This is a genomic window from Salinicola lusitanus (assembly GCF_038648475.1).
Lineage (GTDB): Bacteria > Pseudomonadota > Gammaproteobacteria > Pseudomonadales > Halomonadaceae > Salinicola > Salinicola lusitanus.
On record NZ_CP151919.1, the window covers coordinates 3,064,053 to 3,086,032 of the forward strand.

The following is a 21,980-nucleotide window of genomic DNA, read 5'->3' on the forward strand; positions in this document are numbered from 1 at the left end:
GCGGATCACACCGGGGAAATGCAGGCGCGGCCATGGGGCGCCGTGCCAAGGGTTGACCTTCGGCTACGCGGGGGCCGTCGTCAAGCTGAACCGTCGGATGAGCACCGCAAACGTTCAAGCGTAGCGGTGCCGGGGCGTCAGGCGGGAAAAATAGCGCACCAAGATGACGATTGCGTGATCCCGCCATCGATTTTCATATGAGAATGTTTATCGTTAGTTGTTGCGTTTGCATATTGTTTGCAATAATGCGCCGCCAGTCTCTCCCGGCCAGTCGGCGCGGGGCGAGGCGAGGCGAGGTTGAAAAATAACGACGAGAAAATCGGCGAGAGGCGGATCATGCGGATGAACGGCGAGAGGGTATTACTGGGAACGTTGCTGATATCGGCGGGGTGGGGCGCGGCGGCGCAAGTCTTGGCGGCCGATGCCGCCTCCACCACGGCGGACGTCTCGAACGAAACGATGGTCATCACGGCGACGCGCTCCGGTGCCGAGCGACAGAGCTCGACGCAGGTGATTCGCGTGATCACGCGCGAGGAGCTCGAGCAGCAGCAGCGGATTACCTCTGACTCGTCGGAGATGCTCAGCAACCTGCTGCCGGACTATTCGCCCCCGCGCCAGAAGATGAGCGGCAGTGGCGAGACGCTGCGCGGGCGGGCGCCGCTGGTCATGATCGATGGCATCCCACAGTCCAACCCGTTGCGCCCCACCGGACGCGAGCTGCACACCATCGACTTCTCGATGATCGACCATATCGAGGTCATCAAGGGGGCGAACGCCACCAATGGCCTGGGTGCGGCCGGTGGCGTCATCAACCTGATCACCAAGCGTCCCGAGCCGGGCGCGTTCAATCAGCACTTCGAGGCCGAGGTGACTACGCCGACGTCGGAGCTGAACGGGGATACCACCAGCTATCGCACCAATTACGGCGTCAGTGGCAACAAGGACAACCTCGACTACCTCTTCTCGCTGAGCTATGAGGACCAGGGGCTCTACGTGGATGGGGACGGCGATCCCATCGGCGTCGACAATACCCAGGGCGATCTGATGGATTCCGACGCCTACGACGTGTTCGGCAAGGTCGCCTACTGGTTCGACGATGACCGGCGGCTGCAGTTGAGCGTCAATCACTATCGCCTCGAGGGGCAGAACCACTACGTCAGCGTCGCGGGCGATCGTGAAGCAGGGGTGCCCACCACTTCGGAGCGTGGTGACCCCGAGGGCCACAGCCAGTACAACAGGGTCTGGACCACGGGCGTCACCTGGGACGACTACGATCTGGCGGGAATGCACCTGAACGTGCTGGGCTTCTACCAGGATTACGAGTCGCTGTTCGGTGCCACCGATTCGGGGTCGTTCCAGGATCCTGCCATCGCGCCGGTGGGCACGCTCTACGACCAGACGATGGCGGAGACGCAGAAATACGGGCTCAAGACGTCGCTGACCAAGGATGGCCCCTGGGACGACCGCATCAAGCTCACGCTCGGTCTGGATCTCATGCGTGACGACACCGAGCAGTATCTGTGGGGCACGGGTCGCACCTATGTGCCCAAGGTGAAATACACCGATCTGTCGCCATTCATGCAGGTGGATTTCAGCCCCATCGAGTCGCTGACGCTCTCGGCCGGTGCGCGCTACGAGTATGCCAAGCTCGATATCGACGGCTACCGAACCGTTGCCGCGAACAACGGTGTCGAGGTCGAGGGCGGTTCGCCCGACTTCGAGGAGACGCTCTACAACGCCGGTGTGGTATGGCGCCCGATTCAGCACTGGAGCCTGTTCGCCAACTATTCCGAAGGCTTCGTGATCCCCGACGTGGGCCGCGTGCTGCGTGGCATCAGCACGCCCGGGCAGTCGGTCGACAATTTCTCGAACCTGCGGCCCATCGTGACCGACAACGTGGAGACCGGCGTGCGCTACGACGACGGGCGACTGAACGCCGAGTTGAGCTACTACGTCTCCTCTTCCGACTTCGGGTCGCGTATCGCGACGCAGGGCGACGCCTTCGTCATGCAGCGCGAAGAGACGAAGATCGACGGCATCGAGGCTTCGGTGGGCTACCAGTTCAACGAGGCGCACTCCGGCAAGTTGGCGTACTCCCACATGCGGGGCCGCTATGACAGCGACAACAATGGCACGCTGGATGCCAAGCTGGATGGCCTGAATGTCTCTCCCGATCGTCTCGTCGCCAGCTGGTCTGCGCAATGGTCGCCGCTGTGGACGACCTTCGTGCAGGTCAACCACGCCTTCGACAAGGATTTCGACGACAGCGACAACGGCTGGGATCGCGACTTCGATGGCTACACCCTGGTCGATGCTGCCGTCGGTTACCAGTTGCCGGTGGGCGAACTGAACGTCGGCATCGCCAACCTGTTCGACAAGCAGTACATCACCTACTACTCCCAGAGCGCGCTCGATAGCCCCAATGCCGACTACATGAACGATCGCTATTTCGCGGGGCGCGGACGGACGCTGTCCGTGGGCTACAGTGTCGACTTCTAATCAATGGCGCGGCAAGCGACCTGGTCCTGGGGATCGGTGGCAGGCAAGGGCCCGATGACGCGGCGCGAGTTATTGGTCATGGCACTGGCCCTGGGGGTGGCGCCCGGTGTGGCATTCGCCGCAGGCGGCAAGCGCGACGCGTCCGCGCCACGCATCGTGACGCTATTTCAGGGCGCTACGGATACGGCGGTCGCGCTGGGGGTGACACCGGTCGGGGTCGTTGAATCTTGGCTCGACAAGCCGATCTATCCTTACCTGCGCTCGGCGCTGTCGGGGGCCACCCTGGTTGGCCTCGAGACCCAGCCGAGTCTCGAGGACATCGCGCTGCTCGGGCCCGACCTGATCGTGGCGTCGCGCTTTCGTCACCAGCGCATCGAACCGCTGCTCTCCCAATTGGCGCCGGTGGTGATGTTCGATGAAATCTACCGCTATCGGGAGACGCTGACGGTGATGGGGGAGGCACTGTCCAGGCAGGCGAACGCGGCGGCGTTGTCGGCCCGACTCACGCGGCGGCTGTCGCGGTTGCGTCGGCGCCTGCGCGAGCATTTCGGGGCGCGCTGGCCGGTGACGGTGTCCCTGCTCGACATCCGTGCCAATGAGGTGCGCAGCTATCTCGCCGAGAGCTTCGGCGGATCGGTTCTGGCCGCATTGGGTTTTCGCTGGAACGATGTGCAGCGTGATCTTTCCGGCGTCTCGCTCAAGCTGAGCGGCGTCGAGGGCCTGCCGGCGCTGGACGCCGACGTGTTCTTCGTCATGCGTCACGGTCGCGGTGCCGCCGTGGCGGACCACTACCGACGATTGAGGGCCCACCTGCTATGGCAGCGGATGGCCGCGCCGAGTCAGGGCGAAGTCTGGGAAATCGATGCCATCGACTGGAGCCTTTCCGGAGGCATCCTGGGGGTTTTCGCGATGCTCGATGACATCGACGCCTGGTTGACGGACGCTGAGCGGCGGGGGCGGACATGAGTGGCGATGCCGGTCTGGAATCGACGCCCGCACGTTCCTGGGTCACGCCGGGTCTACTCGTACTGTCGCTCGTGCTGGTGATGTCGGTCAGCCTGATGGCCGGGCCGCAGTGGTTTGGCTTCGGCAAGCTCTGGCACGCGCTCTGGTCGCCGTCGCCGACCAATGTCGATGATCTGCTGATTCGTACCACACGGCTGCCGCGGACGCTGCTGGCCGCGGTGGTCGGGGCCAGCCTCGGGGTGGCGGGTGGCATCATGCAGACGTTGACACGCAACCCCCTGGCCGCACCCGGCCTGCTGGGGGTCAACGCCGGCGCGCTGTTCGCCGTCGTCGCCCTTGCCACGATGGGAGGTGGCTTGCCGGCAGCGGTGGCTAACCTGGGAGCGTTTGTCGGTGCGGCGCTGGCGGTCGCGCTGGTATGGAGCCTTGCCATGCGCCGAGGTCCAACCGCCGGGCCGCTGCGGCTGCTGCTGGCCGGCGCGGCATTGACAGCGCTGTTCCATGCCTTCAGTCAGGCGCTTCTGGTGGTCGATCAGCAGGGCCTGGATTCGGTTCTATTCTGGCTTGCCGGCTCGGTCGCCGGCCGGCCGCTCACGGACACCTGGCCGATGCTGATACTGGCGCTGGTGGCGCTACTGGCTTGCGTGCCCTGGCTAAGCCAATGGAACGTGCTGGCGGCCGGGGAGGCCGTCGCCGTGGGCGCCGGGGTGTCCGTGAGGCGTCTGCAGTTGGCATCGATCACGCTGATCGTGCTGCTGGCGGGGGCTTCGGTCAGCATGGCGGGCAATATTGCCTTCGTCGGTCTGATCGTGCCTCACATCGCGCGGCGTCTGGCGACGCCGGATCATCGCCATTGGCTTCCGCTGGCCGCATTGATCGGCGCCGTCCTGCTGCTGTGTGCCGATATCGCCGCGCGGACGTTGATCCCGCCCGGTGAGGTACCGCTGGGTGTGATGACCGCGTTGGTCGGTGCCCCGTTTTTCATGCTGCTGGTAAGACGGCAGGGCGTTCGCCATGGCTGAGATCCAGGCGCTGAGGCTGGGCCGATTCTCGCGAGCTATCGTATGGCGTCCATGGTGGCGCGTGGTGATGGCCTGGGGAGTGGTGGGTGTGGCGCTGGCGGGCTGCCTGTCGCTGGGCAAGATACCGTTGACGCCGCCTGAGTTGCTGGCCGCGCTGTCGGCGCCGCTCAGCGACACGGGACTGATCGTCTGGCAACTGCGTTTGCCGCGGACCCTGCTGGCGGCGCTGGTGGGCGGGGCGCTGGCGCTTTCCGGCTGGCTGTTGCAGCAGGTCATGCGCAACCCTTTGGCATCGCCGGATACCCTGGGCGTGACCAGCGGTGCCAGCGCCGCCGCCGTGGCTTATTTCTCGCTATTGGCCGCCGACCTGGGCCATGCCTGGCTTCCGTTGGCGGCGGCCGGGGGCGCCTTGATGGCGGTCGGCATCGTGTACTGGCTGGCCTGGCAGCAGGGTGTGACGCCGTTACGGCTGGTGCTGATGGGAATCGGGCTCTCCGCACTGCTGACCGCGGCCACCACGTTTCTGCTGGTCTCCAGTCCGTTTTCGACCACGCTGTCGGCCTACGTGTGGCTGACCGGGAGCGTATACGGCGGCAACTGGTCCGAGGTCGAGCGCCTCTCGATCGGTCTCGCCCTGGCGCTCGTCGCGATGGCACCGCTGGTACGGTACGCGTTGCTGGCGGCGGTCGACGACGCCCTGGCGGTCGGCATCGGGGTACGCGTGCAGCGGATGCGGGGTGCGCTCACGCTGCTGGCGGCGGTACTTGCCGGCCTGGCCGTGGCCTGGGGCGGGGCGATCGCGTTCGTGGGTCTCATTGCCCCGCACCTTGCCAGACGTCTGGTGCCCGTGCCGGGCGCGGCGCAGATCGTGATGGCGATCGCCGCTGGCGCGATCGTGGTCATGCTGGCGGACCTGGTGGGGCGGACGCTATTTCTGCCGCTGGATCTGCCGGCGGGGATTTTCGTGGCGGCCATTGGCGCGCCATTCTTTCTGATGTTGCTGATCCGACAGGTGCGTTGATCCATGGCGATGCTCTCCGCGAACGATCTCACGCTGGGCTACCAGCGTCAGGCCATTCTGCGTCATCTCTCGCTGGAACTGCCTGAGAGCAAGATATCGGTGCTGGTGGGCAGCAATGGCTGCGGCAAGAGCACGTTGCTGAAAGCTCTGGCCCGACTGTTGACGCCTTGGCAGGGCGGTGTCGCGCTGGATGGCAAGAATATTCATCGCCAGCCCACCCGGATCGTGGCACGGACGCTATCGCTGCTGCCGCAGCACCCGGTGGCCCCGGAAGGGATCACGGTCCGCCAACTGGTGAGTCTGGGACGCCATCCGCACCAGAGCTGGCGCGCCCAATGGTCCGAAGAGGATGAGCGGCAGGTGGAGCGAGCGCTGTCACGCACCGACCTGCTTGGGGATGCCAACCGCAGTGTGGAGACGCTCTCCGGGGGGCAGCGCCAGCGTGCCTGGATCGCCATGGCGGTGGCCCAGGATACGCCCCTGATGCTGCTCGACGAGCCGACCTCCTTTCTCGACCTCGCCCATCAGATGGAGGTACTGGAGTTGCTCGCCAGCCTCAACCGCGAGTCGGGCAAGACGATCGTCATGGTGCTGCACGATCTCAACCTGGCTTGCCGCTACGCCGATCATATCGTCGCCCTGCGCGACGGCGCGATCCTGGCTCAGGGGACGCCTCGGGAGGTCATCACGCGGGAGCGGGTCAAGGCGATCTTCCAGCTCGATTGCCAAGTGATCGACGATCCCTATTTCCATACGCCGCTGTGCATTCCGTTCGCCAGGCAGAAGGCATGAACGACGCGCCCCGTACCCACGGTTTCGACCCCGCGCACTGGCGCTATCTGTCGGATACGCTGCGCTTGAAGCCGGCCGAACGGGCGGACACGCGCTCGATGAACGTCGCCGATTTCCTCGATGCCAGGCGCTGTCGCGAACTGCTCGACCACCTGGGCCCGACGATCGGCTCCCCCGAACGGCGCACGACGGCATCGTTGCTGTCGAAACGCCTGGGCTTCCTGCTTACCGGTGCGCCGCTGTACGCCCTGTCGATCTGCGATCGTGGGCTCGATCTCTCCGCCGCCAATTGCGTCATCGAGTATGCGCACGACCAGGGCGTGTGGACGTCGTCGTTACCGCTGTGGACGCTGGAGAGCGAGGCGCTGGCGGCCTCGCGACGCCACAGTGCCCGCCGGGAGATCCTGCACACGCTGTTTGCGCAGACGATCGCCCCGCTATGGCGCACGCTTCGCGAAGCGGGGGGCGTGCCGGAGCGTATCCTGTGGGAGAACCTGGCGGTCAGGATCTATTCGCTCTACGAACGCCGCCTGAGCGACGTCGGGAATGCCAGGGCGAGAGAGCGCCGCGAGGCGGATTACGATTTTCTGCTCACCGCCGAGCCGTCGCTTTTCGGACTCGATTTCAATCCCCTGGCGCGATTCTTCCACGCCCATACCGCTATGAGCGATGGCGACGAGGTTCGCTTCCGCCGGACCTGCTGTCTCTATTTCAAGGCCACCTGTCCACGGGAATACTGTCGGGCCTGCCCGCTGATCAAGCCGTGAAAGCCTGGATGAACGCCGATGCGGATCTCGGCTGGCGTCGCGGCGGGCCCGCTGGGGGAGAGTATGCTAGGCTGCGCGGCTTACTACACCGGCCCGGAGCCGCCGGCGGCGCGCCACAAGGCAACCAGTCAGGAGAAGCATGATGAAGGTCGTTCACGTCAAGAATCCCGAGACCCGCGAGGCCTGTCTCGCCAAACTCTGTGCCAGCGTCTACGGCCAGGAGGCGGGTCTGGCACCGCTGGTGATCTTCGCCGGTACCCAGAGCGTGCTGTTCGAGCAGGAGGCGGCGCGACTGTTTGCGTTGACCGAGGATGACGGCAGCGTGCTGTGTCTGGCCCTGATCTCGTCCGATGTGGACGGCGGGACCATGGAGGTGGACATGCTGTCGACGCCGGAGGGCAAGGGCGACACCCGACACAGCCGCCATCTGGTCAAGACCCTGGCGGAGAAGGCCCCGTTACGCGTGACGGCCGCCGACGAGGCGGGCGAGGCGTTCTTCCGACGCTGCGGCATCGAGCGCTGGATCGACGGCGAGGGGGGCCTGCGTATCGGTCTGGGCCCGCTCCATCCGGCGCCGGTGAACGGTGTGCTGCCCAGCGTGGTGCGCTTCAATGGCGACGGTATCGTACGCACCTTCAAGCAGGAACCCGAGACCTTCGAGGCCTACAAGTCACGCTTCGTCGCGGCCCTGGAGCGCTATTCCAACATCGCCTGACATCGATCGACCCTGACGTGGCCTCGCCCGTCGACTTGACCCGCTCCGGGAATGGCGCTTGGATGACAGACCGAGAGTCACCAGCCCAACAAGGAAACGTCATGGCCAAGCGCATTCAGTTCGCCCGCACCGGCGGCCCCGAAGTCCTCGAGACCGTCGAGGTCGAGCCGGCCGAACCCAAGGCGGGAGAAGTCAGGGTCCAGAACCACGCCATCGGTCTCAACTTCATCGATATCTATTTCCGCACCGGGCTCTATCCGGCGCCGGCCATGCCGTCCGGACTGGGAACAGAAGGTGCCGGGGTGGTCGACGCCGTCGGCGAGGGCGTGACCCACCTCGAGAAGGGCGATCGCGTCGCCTATGCCCAGGGCCCCCTTGGCGCCTATTCGCAGTACCACGTGCTGCCGGCGGACAAGGTCGTCCAACTGCCGGAGGACATTCCCTTCGAGACCGCCGCGGCCGCCATGCTCAAGGGGCTGACCACCCAGTATCTGCTGCGCCAGACGTTCCCGCTGGAAGGGGGGGAGACCATCCTCTTCCACGCTGCCGCGGGCGGCGTCGGTTCGATCGCCTGCCAGTGGGCGAAGGCGCTGGGCGTCAAGGTGATCGGCACGGTCGGCTCCGCCGAGAAGGCCGAGCTGGCGAAGAAGAACGGCGCCTGGGCGACGATCAACTATCGCGAGGAGAACGTGGTCGAACGCGTTCGCGAGCTGACCGGCGGTGCGATGGTGCCGGTGGTGTACGACTCCGTCGGCAAGGACACCTGGACGACCTCGCTCGACTGCCTGGCGCCCCGGGGGCTGATGGTCAGCTTCGGCAATGCGTCCGGCGCCGTCGACGGCGTCAACGTGGGCATTCTCAACCAGAAAGGCTCGCTCTATCTGACCCGCCCCAGCCTCAACGGCTACGCCGACACGCGCGAGCGCTTCGAGGAGATGTGTCTCGACCTGTTCGACATGCTCGAAAGCGGCAAGGTCAAGGTCGACATCGCCCAGCGCTTCACGCTGGACGAGGCCGGCAAGGCGCAGGAGGCGCTGGCATCCCGCCGGACCACGGGATCGACGATTCTGATTCCGTAAAGCCCGCGCGCTTTGTCGTATGATATCGAAGCCGACGCCGCGATCACGCGGCGTCGGCTTTTTCGGTCCGGGTGGCCTTCGTTCGCACAAGGAGTGTGTCGATGCAGGATGCATATTGGGTCTTCCTCGTACTGGCGTTGACGCTGGCGGCCTTCGTCTGGGGGCGGTTCCGCTACGATCTGGTGGCGATGGCCGCGCTGCTGGCCTGCGTGCTGCTGGGGGTCGTTCCCGCCGACGAGGCGTTCTCGGGCTTCGGCCATCCGGCGATCATCACGGTGGCGGCGGTACTCGTGCTCAGTCGCGGTTTCGAGCACTCCGGCGTCGTCGACTGGATCGCGGAGAAGACCCTCAAAGCGGGGAGCCAGCCGATCTGGCAGCTGGCGGTGCTGACCACCACGGTCATCCTGCTCTCCGCCGTCATGAACAACGTCGGTGCGCTGGCGCTGCTGCTACCGGTGGCGGTTCGCGTCGCCCGCGAACACGGCACCTCGCCGTCGCTGCTGCTGATGCCGCTGGCCTTCGGGTCGCTGCTGGGCGGCCTGATCACGCTGATCGGTACGCCGCCCAACATCATCATCAGCGCCTTCCGTGCCAGCCAGGGGGAGGGCGCCTTCCGAATGTTCGACTTCGCCCCCGTTGGCGGTGGCGTCGCGCTGGCCGGCCTGGCGTTCATGGTGCTGCTGGGCTGGCGCCTGACGCCGCGGCGGCAAGGGCAGGCCTCCGCCGACGAGCTGTTCGAGACCTCGGCCTACCTGAGCGAACTGACGGTCGGGGAGGAGTCCAAGGCGGCAGGCTGGACGCTGCGCCAGCTGCGCGAGGTCTGCGACGAGCCGGTACCGGTCCTTGGCGTCGTCCGGGACGGCGAACAGCTTTCCGGCAGCCGTTTCTTCGGCACCCTGCGGGCCGGCGACATCGTCTTGCTCGAGGCGGACCCCGACGATCTCAAGCAGCTGGAGGACAAGGCGGGGCTGACCATCGGTGCCCAGGATCGGGACGCCGACGGATCCGACGCCACCGAAGCGCCCAAGCTGAATACGGAAGACCTGCAACTGGTCGAGGCCGTGGTGCGCACCGATTCGATGATGACGCGGCGAACGGTGTCGCAACTGCGACTGCTCGATCAGCATGGGCTTCACCTGGTCGCGGTCTCGAGGGATGGGACACGGCTGAAGCAACGGCTGCGGGAGGTGCGCTTCCAGCCAGGAGACGTATTGCTGCTGCAGGGTGACGAGAACGGGCTCAGCGAGAGCCTGGCGGCGCTGGGTTGCCTGCCGCTGGCCAGCCGCAAGCTGTCGTTGGGGCGCCCGCGTCAACTGCTGCTGTCGGTCGCGATCTTCGCGGTCGCGATCGGGGCGATGATGTTCGACCTGCTGCCGGCGGCGATCGCGCTGGCGCTGGCGGCGCTGGTCACGCTGGCGCTGGGCGTGCTGCCGCTGCGTGAAGGCTACGACGCCATCGAGGGGCCGGTGATCGTGCTACTGGCAGCGATGTTGCCGGTGGGAACGGCGCTTGAAACCAGCGGGGGGGCCCAGATGGTCGCGGATGGAATGATGGCGCTGGGCAGCGGATGGCCGCCGGTGGTCACGCTGGTGGCGCTATTTTCGATCACGCTACTGCTCTCCAACGTGATCAACAACGCCGCCGCGGCACTGCTGATGGCGCCGATCGCCGCCAGTCTCGCCAGTGGCCTCGGGGTCTCCCTCGACCCGTTCCTGATGGCGGTGGCGGTCAGTGCGTCGTGCGCCTTCCTGACCCCGATCGGTCACCAGTCGAATACGCTGGTCATGGGCCCTGGCGGTTACCACTTCCGAGACTACTGGAAGCTCGGGCTGCCGCTGTCACTGGTCGTCATGGTAACGGCAATTCCCTTGATTTTGCTCATTTGGCCGCTATCGTGAGCCGATCTTCGATTATGATTGTCGAATTCCGCAATACGCCATGTTCAGATGACGTCAGGTATCCGAATGATGACGACCGATTCCGCCGACGCGGTGACTGGGTCGCCCAACCGACCCCGGTCCCGAAAGAGGCTTCTCGCCGCCGCGCTGATGTCGATCCTGCTGGCGGGCTGTGCAACGAACCCGCATCCGCCGGGGTGGGACTCCCCCTCATCCGGGCAGCCCGCGTCGGCAGCGACCAGCGCCAAGGCGAGCGCGAAATCCGGTGCCAAGTCGAAGAAGGCGATGGGCAACGACCCCGGCGCGGTCTCTGGTGACGAGCAGGCTCGCTCGGCGCAACCGACGGGGAAAAAGCGGCTGGGCGAGGCGACGTTCTATGCCTCCTACTTCGAAGGGCGGCTGACGGCCAGTGGCGAGCCCTACGACAGCCAGGCGATGACGGCGGCCCACAAGACGTTGCCCTTCGGCACCCGGGTGAAAGTGACCGCGCTGGACTCCGGCGAGAGCACGGTGGTGCGTATCAACGATCGCGGCCCCTTCGTCGATGGCCGCATCATCGATCTCTCGCGAAAGGCCGCCGAGCAGCTCGGCATGATCCAGGACGGTGCCGCCGACGTGCAGCTGCAGATCCTGGAGCAGTAATCGCCAGGGTGGCGATCAGACGAAGAAGCCCCCGTCCTGGGACGGGGGCTTCTTCGTGTTGCCTGTCACGCCGACCGCGCTGCTAGGCGGTGGCCTCGTCCTCGATTCCTGAAGTTTCTCTCGTCTCCCGACGCGTGACGAAGGCATCGAAGGCAAAATCGTCCACCGTCAGCATCTCCAGGACTTCCGCCTCGTGAGCGCGCATGAAGGCGGCATCCTCGTCGTTGAGCAGCCCGGTTTCGTGGGCGGCATCGATCCACTGCTCGGGATGCAGCGCGACCTCGGGCAGCGCTTTCTTGACCCGTGCCTTGTTGAGCGTGCGATAGATCGTCTCGGCCCGTTCGGCGTTGGCCAGCAGGGCGTTGTAGCGCGCCAGCGCATTCTCCTTCTGACCTTCCTCCCAGCTGTCCCAGGTATTGCTCGTCAGCTTGTGGCGCAGCGCACTGTCGGTGGAGATCGCCCTGGCGATCTCGCGCGTCAGCGTATCCTGGGGCTTGTGCCAGCGGCGCCCCAGCGGCTGGGTGATGAACGACAGCGTGTTGCCCAGGGCGCGATTGGGTAGATTGTCGAACAGGTCGACCAGCGCCTGCTCGGCACGATTCAGCAACAGCCGGCAGCTGTAGTGGAACAGTGCCGCCTCGTTGTCGACGCGGTCGGTTTCGTGCCACTGCTTGAGCACCATCGACAGCAGGTAGAGATTGGAGAGCACGTCGCCGAGACGCGCCGAGATCATCTCGCGCTGCTTGAGCTTGGAGCCGAGACTGGCCATGGCGGCGTCGGCACACAGGCTGAAGGCGGAAGAGAGTCGCGCGGCATCCTGGGCATAGGGCGCCGCAATGGCATCGAACGGAACGTTCGGCTTGCCGAGACCCAGGGCCTGGGTGAAGGCGCGGGCGCCGTTGCCGAAGATCAGCCCGATGTGGCGGAAGAACAGCCGATCGAAGGCCTCGAAATCGTTGGCATCCTTGGCCGCCAGCTCCTCGAGGACGTAGGGATGGCAGCGGATCGCGCCCTGACCGAAGATCATCAGGTTGCGGGTCATGATGTTGGCGCCCTCGACGGTGATCGAGACCGGGTTGGCACTGTAGCCGATACCGAGATAGTTGCGCGGGCCCAGCGTCACCGTGCGGCCGCCGTGGACATCCATGGCGTCGGCCAGCACGTCGCGCTGGAACTCGGTCAACTGGCTCTTGAGAATCGCCGACGGCACCGCCGGCTTGACGCCGTGATCGATGGTATTGGCAGTCTGCATCACTGCGGCCTGGGAGATGTAGGCCTTGGCGGCGATACGCGCCAGTGGCTCCTGCACGCCCTCCATGTCCGCCACGGCGATGTTGAACTGGCGGCGAATGCGGGTGAAGCCGCCGCTCCAGCCCACCGCATAGCGCCCGATCCCCGCGGCGCCGGAGGGCAGGGTGATGCAGCGGCCCACCGAGAGGCACTCCACCAGCATGCGCCAGCCTTGGCCGGCCATGTCGAGCCCGCCGATCAGGTAATCGAGGGGGATGAACACCTCCTTGCCACGAATCGGCCCGTTCATGAACGGACTGCCGATCGGATGGTGGCGGCGGCCGATCTCCATGCCCTCGGTGTCACGCGGGATCAGTGCACAGCTGATGCCGATGTCGCTCTCGCCGCGCTCCAGCAGGTTGTCCGGGTCGAACATGCGGAAGGCCAGGCCGACCACGGTGGCGATCGGCGCCAGGGTGATCCAGCGTTTCTCGAAGGTCAGCTTCAGCCCCAGGACCTCCTTGCCGTCGTGCATGCCGCGGCAGACGATACCGACATCCGGGATCGAGGTGGCGTCACTGCCGGCCCGGGGACCGGTCAGGGCGAAGCAGGGGATGTCGCGGCCGTCGGCGAGGCGCGGCAGGTAGTGATCCTTCTGCGCCTCGGTACCGTATTTCAGCAGCAGCTCGCCCGGGCCCAGCGAGTTGGGCACGCCGACGGTGCTCATCAGGGTTTCGTTGAAGGCGAGCTTCTGCAGCACGGCGGACTGCGCCTTGGCAGAGAATCCCAGGCCGCCGTAGGCCTTCGGGATGATCATGCCGAAGAAGCGCTCCTTCTTCAGGTACTCCCACAGCGCCTCGGGCATGTCGGCGCGCTCGCGGGCGATCTCCCAGGCGTTGCACATGCCGGCGGCGACGGAGCACTGGTGGTCGACGAAAGCCTGCTCCTCCTCGCTCAGCCCGGCATTGTCGAAGTCGAGCAGGCGCTGCCAGTCGGGCCGGCCGCTGAACAGCTCGCCGTCCCAGGCAACGGTACCGGCATCGAGGGCGACCCGCTCGGTCTCGGAGACCCGCGGGGCGATCTTCTTGAACAGCGCGAACAGGCGCGGCGACAGCCACAGCCGACGAATCGGCTTGAGGCCGCAGGCGGCGACGCCGATCGCTGCGATCAGCAGCAGCGTACCGATGACGCCGGCGCCCAGCGCCAGCCCGACGACACCCAGCACGGCGAGTACGGCCAGTGCCGCGAGTGCGCCGGCCTCGCGACGCATGACGACCAGACAGCCAATGACGGCCAGGACGATGAGCAGCAGTGTGATCATGACGAACTCCGAGAGGGGAAAACGAAGAATTCAGACGAGCGTTTGAATTTGGTTTTCAGACTAGCGGATCGCACGGCGGCTGACTAGGCCGGCGTGCTTATCCTTTGGGCTAGAGCCACGAGCCACGAGCCACGAGCTACGAGCTACGAGCCACGAGCCACGAGCCATGAGCTACGAGCCACGAGCTACGAGCTACGAGCTACGAGAAGGGCTTGCGGGCCGGAGCCCCGTCAATGGCGCCCCGAAGCCCGAGGCTCACGCCTCGCTGGCACGCTCCGAGCCGATCTGGCTTGGCCGCAGTCGGCGATGAAGCCTGTCGAGGTAAAGATAGACCACCGGGGTGGTGTAGAGCGTCAGGATCTGGCTGACGATCAGTCCGCCGATGATGGTGATCCCCAGTGGCGCGCGCAGGCCGGCATTCTCGTCGGTGCCGAGCAGCAGCGGCAGGGCGCCGAGCAGCGCGGCGAGGGTGGTCATCATGATCGGCCGGAAGCGGACCAGCGCGGCGTGGCGAATCGCCTCCTGGGGCGTCATGCCCTGGTCGCGTTCGCAGACGACGGCGAAGTCCACCAGCATGATCGCGTTCTTCTTGACCACGCCGATCAGCAGGATGATGCCGATCAGCGCGATCAGGGTGAACGGCGTGTCCAGCGCCATCAGCGCCAGCAGCGCGCCGACCCCGGCCGACGGCAGCGTCGACAGGATCGTCAGCGGGTGGATATAGCTCTCGTAGAGAATGCCCAGTACCAGATAGACCGTCACCAGAGCGGCGAGGATCAGCCACGGCATCGCTTCGATACCACTCTGGAAGGTGCCGGCGCTGCCCTCGAAGTCGACCTGGAGGGCCGTGGGCGGGTGCAGCGCATCGACGGCCTGGCGAATGCGCGCGGTCGCTTCTCCCAGCGACACGCCCTCCTCCAGGTTGAACGAGACCGTCGAGGCGGCAAACTGCCCCTGGTGGTTGACCGTCACCGGGGTGGTGCTGCGCTCGACATGGCTGAACGCCGAGATCGGGATCATCTCGCCATCGCTGGCGCTGACATGGAGGTCGCCGATGGCATCGGGAGCCTGGCGGTAGGGGGCTTCCACCTCCATCACCACGTAGCGCTGCTCGTCGGCGTCGTAGAGGCTCACCACCTTGCGCTGGGCGAAGGCGTTGCCCAGGGCCGTGTCGATGGTGCTCATGTCCACGCCGAGACGCGAGGCGGTGTCCCGATCCACGACCAGTCTGGCGGCCAGGCCGTCGCCGCGGTTGTCGCTGTCGACCCCGGTGATGCCGTCGACCTGCTGCATCGCCTGCTGGATCTTCCTGGACCAGTCGCCCAGCAGCTCGAGGTCGTCGCTCTTGAGCGTGATCTCGTATTGGGAAGCGCTGCTGGAGCGTCCGCCGATGCGGATATCCTGCAGCGGGAACATGAAGGTGCTGACCCCGGTCAGCCCCTGCAGACTGGCCATCAGGCGATTGCCGATCGCCTGGGTCGAAGCCTGGCGATCGGACTTGAGGGTGATGAACAGCGTCGCCGAGGAGCCGCCGCGGCCCGGGCCGCCGCTACCCATGAACCCCAGCACGCTGGCGACGGCAGGATCGGCCTGCAGCCGCTCGCGTACCTGGCCGAGCTTGTCCGAGACGGCGTCGAACGACAGCGCCTGGTCGCCGCGCATGGTGCCGAGCAGGCGTCCGGTGTCCTGATCCGGGATGAATCCCTTGTCGACGGCGGTGTAGAGATAACCGTTGAGCACGATCACGGCGACCAGTGACAGCAGTGTCAGACGGCGGTGCTTGAAAGCGATGTCCAGGGTCCTGGCGTAGCCACGCACGAAGGCGTGACCGATGGCGGTCAGGAAGCGCTCCCAGCGGGGCTGCCGCTGGCGTTCCGGATGCGGCTTCAGCCAGCGGGCGCACAGCATCGGTGTCAGCGTCAGTGACACCAGCAGCGACACCCCGATGGCCAGCGACAGTGTCACCGCGAACTCGTGGAACATCCGTCCGATGAAGCCGCCCAGCAGCAGCAGCGGGATGAACACCGCCACCAGCGACACGCTCATCGCGGTGACCGTGAAGCCGACCTCCCTGGCGCCGAGCAGCGCAGCCTCGAACGGCTTGACGCCCCGCTCGATATGCCGAGCGATGTTCTCCACCACCACGATGGCGTCGTCGACCAGGAAGCCGATCGAGACGATCAGCGCCATCAGCGACAGGGTATCCAGCGAGAAGTCGAACGCCCACATCATCGCGAAGGTGCCGATCAGCGACACCGGAATCGCGACACTGGGGATGATGGTGGCGCGGGCATTGCGCAGGAACAGAAATACCACCAGTACCACCAGCACGACGGCCAGCAGCAACGTCAGTTGCGTCTCGTGCAGCGATGCCTGGATGCCGGGTGCCCGGTCGAGCTGCACGCTGAGGTTGACGTTCTGCGGCAGCAGGCTGCGCACCTCGTCGAGGCGCTCCCTGACACCAGCGATGGTATCGATGATATTGGCGCCGCTGGCACTGCTGATCACCAGCAGCACGGCAGGGAGATCGTTCTGGAAGCCGACGTTGTAGCGATCTTCCACCCCGTCGACGATCCTGGCGACGTCGCCGAGGCGCATCAGCGAGCCGTCGTCGCCCTTGGCGATCACGATCTGGCTGTAGTCGCTCGCCTTCAGCAACTGGGAGTCGGTCTGGACCTCCCAGCGGTGCTCGACGGTCTGCACGAACCCGGTGGGCGACTGGGTCGTCGCCGCGCGCAGGGCACCGGCCACGGCGTCCAGCGCGATACCGGCGTGATTGAGCTTGCGCGGATCGATCGACACCCTGACCGCCGGGGAGGAGCTGCCGCCGACGTTGACGTCGCCGACGCCGGGCACCTGGGCGATGGGCGGCGCGATCTTGCTGTCGGCGAGGCGATAGAGCTCGCTGGTGGGGAGGGTGTCGGAGGTCAATGACAGGATCATCACCGGCGCCGAGGCCGGATTGAGCTTGCGGTAGTGCGGCCGGCTGGTCATGGCGCTGGGGAGCAGCGGCTGGGCATCGTTGATCGCGGCCTGGACCTCCTGGGCGGCCACGTTGATGTCCTTGTCGAGATCGAACTGGATGATCACGCTGGTGGAGCCGTCGGAACTCGACGAGGTCATCTGGGTGATCCCGGGAATGCGCCCCAGCGAGCGCTCCAGCGGCGTCGCCACCGTCGATGCCATGGTTTCCGGATTGGCGCCGCTCAGGCTCGCCGAGACCAGGATGGTCGGGAACGACACGTTGGGCAGCGGTGCCACCGGCAGCCGCTCGTAGGCGAGCGAGCCCAGCAGCACGATGGCCAGCGCCAGCAGGAGGGTGGCGACGGGCCGGCGGACGAAGGGCGCCGACAGGCTCACGGCGATACTCCGTCACGACGCGCTTCATCACGACCCGGCGCATCGCGCTCGTCGTCATGGTGCCGGGTCCGGCCGAAGCGTCCCGCGAGACGGTCGAAGAACAGGTAGATCACCGGCGTGGTGAACAGCGTCAGCAACTGGCTGAACAGCAGCCCGCCGACCATGGTGACACCCAGTGGCTGGCGCAGCTCGGCGCCGTAGCCGCTGGCGAACATCAGCGGCATGGCGCCGAGCAGCGCGGCGAAGGTGGTCATCATGATCGGCCGGAAGCGCAGCAGCGCCGCGGTATGGATCGCCTGCGCCGCCGACATGCCGCGCTCGCGCTGCGCCTCCAGCGCGAAGTCGATCATCATGATGGCGTTCTTCTTGACGATGCCGATCAGCAGGATGATACCGATGACCGCCACCAGACCGAGCGAGTAACCGCCGATCTGCAGCGCCAGCAAGGCGCCGATGGCGGCGGAGGGCAGCGTCGACAGGATCGTCAGCGGGTGGATGTAGCTCTCGTAGAGCACCCCCAGCACGATATACATGGTGACGATGGCGGCCAGGATCAGCCACAGGGTGTCGCCGGTGGAGTCGGTGTAGGCCAGTGCCGAGCCGCGATAGGTGAGCGTGGTCTGGTCGCTGAGCGTGTCCGCCGCCGCCTGGTCGACGGCCGCGAAGGCCTCCGACAGCGAGTGGCCGTCGGCGACGGCGAACGACATCAGCGCCGAGGGGAACTGGTTCTGGCGCTGCAGCGAGAGCGGGGTGGTGCGTTCGGTCAGGGTCACCAGGGTCGACAGCGGCACCAGCTCGCCGTCGTCGTTGGCCACGTAGAGACGCGACAGCGCCTGCGGGCCTTCGCCGTCGGTAGCGCTGGCGGCCAGCACCACCCGATACTGGCTGGCCTGGGTGAAGATGGTCGAGATCAGGCGCTGGCCGAAGGCGTCGTAGAGCGCGTCGTCGATATCGGCGACGCTGATCCCGAGCCGGCCGGCGCGGCCGCGGTCGATGGTCACCTCGAGCTTGCGTCCTTCGTTCTGGACGTCGCTGCTGACGCTGGCGATGGCGGGGGAGCGTCCGAGGGCCGCGAGCAGCCTGGCGGCGTCGTCGTTCAACGCCGCGCGGTCGCCCTGGGTCAGGGCGAACTGATAGGGGTAGCGACTGATCGTATCTTCCAGTGTCAGGTCCTGCACCGGCTGCAGTGACAGGGTCAGCCCGGGGATGTCGCGGCTTTGGTCGCGCAGCCGCGCCAGGATGCTGTCCAGGTCGCCGCGTTCGTCCAGCGGCCTGAGATTGATCGAGAGGCGGCCGCTATTGAGCGTGGTGTTGGTACCGTCGATGCCGACGCTGGACGAGACGCTCTCGACGGCGGGGTCCTCGAGCAGGCGGTCGACCAGTCGCTGCTGGCGAGCCGACATCGCCTCGAAAGATGTCGACTGGGTCGCCGTGGTGATACCGCGGATGACGCCGGTGTCCTGCACCGGGAACAGCCCCTTGGGCGTGGCGATGAACAGCAGGGCGGTGACGCCCAGGGTGGCGACCGCCACCAGCAGCGTCAGCGTCTGGTGACCGAGCACCCAGTTCAGCGCGTGTTCGTAGCCGCGGGTGAGACGACCGAACAAGCCTTGCCGGCTGCGCACCATGGCCTCGTCGTCCATCTCGTCGCCGCTGCGGCCGGCGGTCTCCGGACGCGGCTTCAGCCAGCGTGCGCAGAGCATCGGCGTCAGCGTCAGCGAGACGAAGGCGGAGATCAGGATCGAGATCGCCAGGGTCAGCGCGAATTCGCGGAACAGGACGCCGACCACGCCACTCATGAACACCAGCGGTATCAGCACGGCGAGCAGCGAGACCGTCAGCGAGAGGATGGTGAAGGCGATCTGGCGCGAGCCCTTGAGCGCGGCGGCGAGCGGTCTCTCGCCCTTCTCCACGTAGCGGGTGATGTTCTCCAGCACCACGATGGCGTCGTCGATGACGAAGCCGGTGGCGATGGTCAGCGCCATCAGGGTCAGGTTGTTGAGGCTGAATCCCGCCAAGTACATGGCGCCGAAGGTGCCCACCAGCGACAGCGGCACCGCCAGGCTGGGAATCAGTGTGGCCGGGATGTTGCGCAGAAACAGGAAGGTCACCATCACCACCAGCCCGATGGCGAGCATCAGTTCGAACTGCACGTCCTCCACCGCGGCGCGGATGGTAGTGGTGCGATCGGTGAGGATCCTGACGTCGACATTGGCCGGCAGCGTTTTCTCGAGCGCCGGCAGGCTCCGCTTGATGCTGTCCGCTACGCCGACCACGTTGGCGCCGGGCTGGCGCAGCACATCGATCAGGATCGCGCCCTCGCGATCGGCCCAGGCCGAGAGGTAGGCGTTCTCGGAACCGTCCTCGACCCTGGCCACGTCCGACAGCCGCAGCACCGAACCTTCGTCGTTCTTGAGGATCAGGTCGCGGTAACCGTCCGCCGACAGCAGTTGATCGTTGGCATCGATGCTGTAGGCGCGATAGGGCCCGTAGAGCGTGCCCTTGGCCCGGTTGACGTTGGCGGCATCGACGGCGCTGCGCACGGCGGCGAGGTCGAGTCCGTAGGCGGCGAGCTGGCGCGAGTCGACGGTGATGCGCACGGCGGGCTGGTGGCCGCCGGCCAGCTTGACCTGGCCTACGCCGGTGATCTGGGCGATCTTCTGCGCCATGCGCGTATCGACCAGATCGTAGACCTTCGTCAGCGGCAAGGTGTCCGAGCTGACCGCCAGGGTCATGATCGGGGTGTCCGCCGGGTTCACCTTGCTGTAGCTGGGCGGGCGGGGCAGGTCGTCGGGCAGCAGTGTCTCGGCCTGGCTCAGCGCCGCCTGGACCTCCTGCTCGGCGACGCCCAGGTCGGAGTCGAGCGAGAAACGCAGCGTGATCAGCGAGGCGCCGCCGGTGCTGGTCGAGCTCATGTCCTCCAGTCCCGAAATCTCGCCCAGCTCGTCCTCCAGCGGGGAAGTGACGTGGGAGAGCATCACGTCGGGCCCGGCGCCGGGATAGAGCGTGGTGACCTGGATGGTGGGGAAGTCCACCTCCGGCAGCGACGAGATCGTCAGCAACCGGTAGGCCAGGGCGCCGGCGATCAGGATCGCCAGCATCACCAGCGAGGTGGCGACCGGGCGCAGGATGAACAGGCGAGACGGATTCATGAGGCGCGGCCGTCACCACCGTCGTCGGCCCCGCCGTCTGCGCCGGCGGCGTCCATCACCTCGTCGCTCGATTCGCCCGGCAGGGCATCGCTGACCACGCGAACCTTGGCGCCTTCGCGCAGGCTGTCGACGCCGTCCACCACGACCCGCTCTCCGGCTTCGACACCGGACGACAGCGCGCTCTGGGAGTTCTGGGTGGCGGCCAGGGTCACGTCGCGTCGGGTCACGGTGTCGTCATCCTTCACCACGTAGACGTAGTTGCCCTCCTGGCCGGTCTGCACCGCCGGTTCGGGGACGATCACCTGGTCGCGGAGGATCTGCGACACCAGGCTGACGTCGACGTAGGCGTTGGGATAGAGCCCGCCGGTCGGGTTGTCGAGGATGGCGCGCAGGCGGATCGTGCCGGTAGCGCTGTTGACGTTGCTGTCGATGCTGCTCAACTGGCCCGAGTGGGTCTCGCCATCGGTATCGGTCACGTTCACCGCCGGGTGGTCGCCGGCGACCAGGCGGCCACGGACGACATCGACATAGCGACTGGGCAGCGAGAAGATCACCGAGATCGGATCCAACTGGGTGATGGTGACGATCGGCTCGTCGTCGCCAAGCTGGACGATATTGCCGGGGTCCACGTTGCGAATCCCCACCACGCCGGCGATCGGTGCGGTGATGTCGGTATAGTCGAGCTGGACCTGGGCGCTCTTGACGCTGGCCTGGTCGCTGGCGACCGTGCCTTGGTACTGGCGCACGAGCTGGCGCTGCTGCTCCAGCTCCTGGCGCGAGACATAGTTGGTCTCGATCAGCTTCTCGTAGCGGGCCAGATCTTCTTTTGCCGAGGCCAGTTGGGCCTGATCCTGGGCCAGTTGCCCCTTGGCCTGGTCCAGTTGCGCCTGGTAGTCCCGCGGATCTATCTGGGCGATCCGCTGACCTTTCTGGACCGTTTGACCCTCCTCGAAGTCGACCGAAATCAGCTCGCCCTCCACCCGTGGCCGCACGGCGACGCTCGAGAGCGGTCGCACCGTCCCCAGCGCCGTCAGCTCGATCGGCAGGTCCCCGCGGCTGGCGGCCACGGCGGAGATGGCCGTGGCGGGCATGCCGCCGGCGCCGGGTTGCCCGGGGGATCCGTCGTTACCCTCGGGGGCGTCGTTCCTGCCGACAAAGTAGTAGGCGACGCTGGCCGCGACGAGGATCAGCAGCAACCACCATAGCCAGCGTGGCGGCCGGCGGGGGCGAGACGACGTGGAGGAGGATGACATGACGAAAGACGTTCCTTGTACGGACTTTGTGACGTGCGCGTTACACGGCTCGAACGAGCTTGGAATCGGACTAGCCTAAAGCCGAACCCAGTGTAACGGAACACTGTTCGCACAATGCGCAATTAGCGCGCAAATAAATTAGCGGCGCCAGGCCGATGATGGCACCGATGAACAGGGTCGACGAAAAAAGCCCGGCGTCGGGGCCGGGCCAGAGGAAGAGGCAGGGTAGGCAGCCAGCGTCGCTCGACACTGGCCTTGGATCG

Annotated in this window: 15 protein-coding genes; 10 read left to right on the top strand and 5 right to left on the bottom strand. The window is 66.3% G+C overall.

Annotated elements, in window-relative coordinates; genetic code table 11:
* Nucleotides 1–137: 137 nt before the first annotated feature.
* Nucleotides 138–470, bottom strand: a complete 333-nt coding sequence (locus AAGT95_RS13780) for a hypothetical protein (protein WP_342594164.1) — start codon at nucleotides 468–470, stop codon at nucleotides 138–140.
* On the opposite strand from AAGT95_RS13780, the gene AAGT95_RS13785 reads away from it, so the two are divergent.
* From AAGT95_RS13785 to AAGT95_RS13830, 10 genes are all read left to right on the top strand, one after another.
* Nucleotides 460–2,499 (top strand): TonB-dependent receptor, encoded by a 2,040-nt coding sequence (locus AAGT95_RS13785; RefSeq protein WP_342594165.1) that lies wholly within the window; start codon nucleotides 460–462, stop codon nucleotides 2,497–2,499. The two genes, AAGT95_RS13780 and AAGT95_RS13785, sit on opposite strands and share 11 nt — an antisense overlap.
* A 78-nt stretch (nucleotides 2,500–2,577) precedes the next feature.
* The gene (locus AAGT95_RS13790) at nucleotides 2,578–3,465 is read left to right on the top strand and encodes an iron-siderophore ABC transporter substrate-binding protein (protein WP_342594166.1); all 888 of its coding nucleotides are present in this window, start codon (nucleotides 2,578–2,580) and stop codon (nucleotides 3,463–3,465) included.
* Nucleotides 3,462–4,487 (top strand): iron ABC transporter permease, encoded by a 1,026-nt coding sequence (locus AAGT95_RS13795; RefSeq protein WP_342594167.1) that lies wholly within the window; start codon nucleotides 3,462–3,464, stop codon nucleotides 4,485–4,487. The genes AAGT95_RS13790 and AAGT95_RS13795 overlap by 4 nt, the downstream gene beginning before the upstream one ends.
* Nucleotides 4,480–5,508 (top strand): iron ABC transporter permease, encoded by a 1,029-nt coding sequence (locus tag AAGT95_RS13800; protein ID WP_342594168.1) that lies wholly within the window; start codon nucleotides 4,480–4,482, stop codon nucleotides 5,506–5,508. The genes AAGT95_RS13795 and AAGT95_RS13800 overlap by 8 nt, the downstream gene beginning before the upstream one ends.
* A gap of 3 nt (nucleotides 5,509–5,511) precedes the next feature.
* Nucleotides 5,512–6,300: an ABC transporter ATP-binding protein gene (locus tag AAGT95_RS13805; protein ID WP_342594169.1), complete on the top strand. Its 789-nt coding sequence runs from the start codon at nucleotides 5,512–5,514 to the stop codon at nucleotides 6,298–6,300.
* Nucleotides 6,297–7,067 carry an IucA/IucC family C-terminal-domain containing protein gene (locus tag AAGT95_RS13810; RefSeq protein WP_342594170.1) on the top strand — a complete coding sequence of 257 codons (771 nt, stop codon included), beginning with the start codon at nucleotides 6,297–6,299 and terminating at the stop codon, nucleotides 7,065–7,067. The genes AAGT95_RS13805 and AAGT95_RS13810 overlap by 4 nt, the downstream gene beginning before the upstream one ends.
* 139 nt (nucleotides 7,068–7,206) lie before the next feature.
* Nucleotides 7,207–7,782, top strand: a complete 576-nt coding sequence (locus AAGT95_RS13815) for a hypothetical protein (protein ID WP_232822326.1) — start codon at nucleotides 7,207–7,209, stop codon at nucleotides 7,780–7,782.
* 101 nt (nucleotides 7,783–7,883) lie between these two features.
* Complete coding sequence (locus AAGT95_RS13820) at nucleotides 7,884–8,861, top strand: NADPH:quinone reductase (protein WP_342594171.1); 978 nt, start codon at nucleotides 7,884–7,886, stop codon at nucleotides 8,859–8,861.
* 101 nt (nucleotides 8,862–8,962) lie between these two features.
* On the top strand, nucleotides 8,963–10,759 hold the full coding sequence (locus tag AAGT95_RS13825) for an SLC13 family permease (protein ID WP_342594172.1): 1,797 nt from the start codon (nucleotides 8,963–8,965) through the stop codon (nucleotides 10,757–10,759).
* A gap of 66 nt (nucleotides 10,760–10,825) precedes the next feature.
* The gene (locus AAGT95_RS13830) at nucleotides 10,826–11,401 is read left to right on the top strand and encodes a septal ring lytic transglycosylase RlpA family protein (RefSeq protein WP_342594173.1); all 576 of its coding nucleotides are present in this window, start codon (nucleotides 10,826–10,828) and stop codon (nucleotides 11,399–11,401) included.
* A gap of 82 nt (nucleotides 11,402–11,483) precedes the next feature.
* Here AAGT95_RS13830 and AAGT95_RS13835 read toward each other — a convergent pair whose 3' ends face one another.
* From AAGT95_RS13835 to AAGT95_RS13850, 4 genes are all read right to left on the bottom strand, one after another.
* Nucleotides 11,484–13,952 (bottom strand): acyl-CoA dehydrogenase, encoded by a 2,469-nt coding sequence (locus AAGT95_RS13835; protein WP_342594174.1) that lies wholly within the window; start codon nucleotides 13,950–13,952, stop codon nucleotides 11,484–11,486.
* A gap of 255 nt (nucleotides 13,953–14,207) precedes the next feature.
* Entirely contained in the window at nucleotides 14,208–17,312 is a 3,105-nt protein-coding gene (locus AAGT95_RS13840; RefSeq protein ID WP_342594175.1) for an efflux RND transporter permease subunit, read from the bottom strand.
* Complete coding sequence (locus AAGT95_RS13845) at nucleotides 17,309–20,464, bottom strand: multidrug efflux RND transporter permease subunit (protein ID WP_342594176.1); 3,156 nt, start codon at nucleotides 20,462–20,464, stop codon at nucleotides 17,309–17,311. Before AAGT95_RS13845 ends, AAGT95_RS13840 begins: the two co-directional genes overlap by 4 nt.
* The gene (locus AAGT95_RS13850) at nucleotides 20,461–21,717 is read right to left on the bottom strand and encodes an efflux RND transporter periplasmic adaptor subunit (protein WP_342594177.1); all 1,257 of its coding nucleotides are present in this window, start codon (nucleotides 21,715–21,717) and stop codon (nucleotides 20,461–20,463) included. Before AAGT95_RS13850 ends, AAGT95_RS13845 begins: the two co-directional genes overlap by 4 nt.
* Between the last annotated feature and the right edge of the window lie 263 nt (nucleotides 21,718–21,980).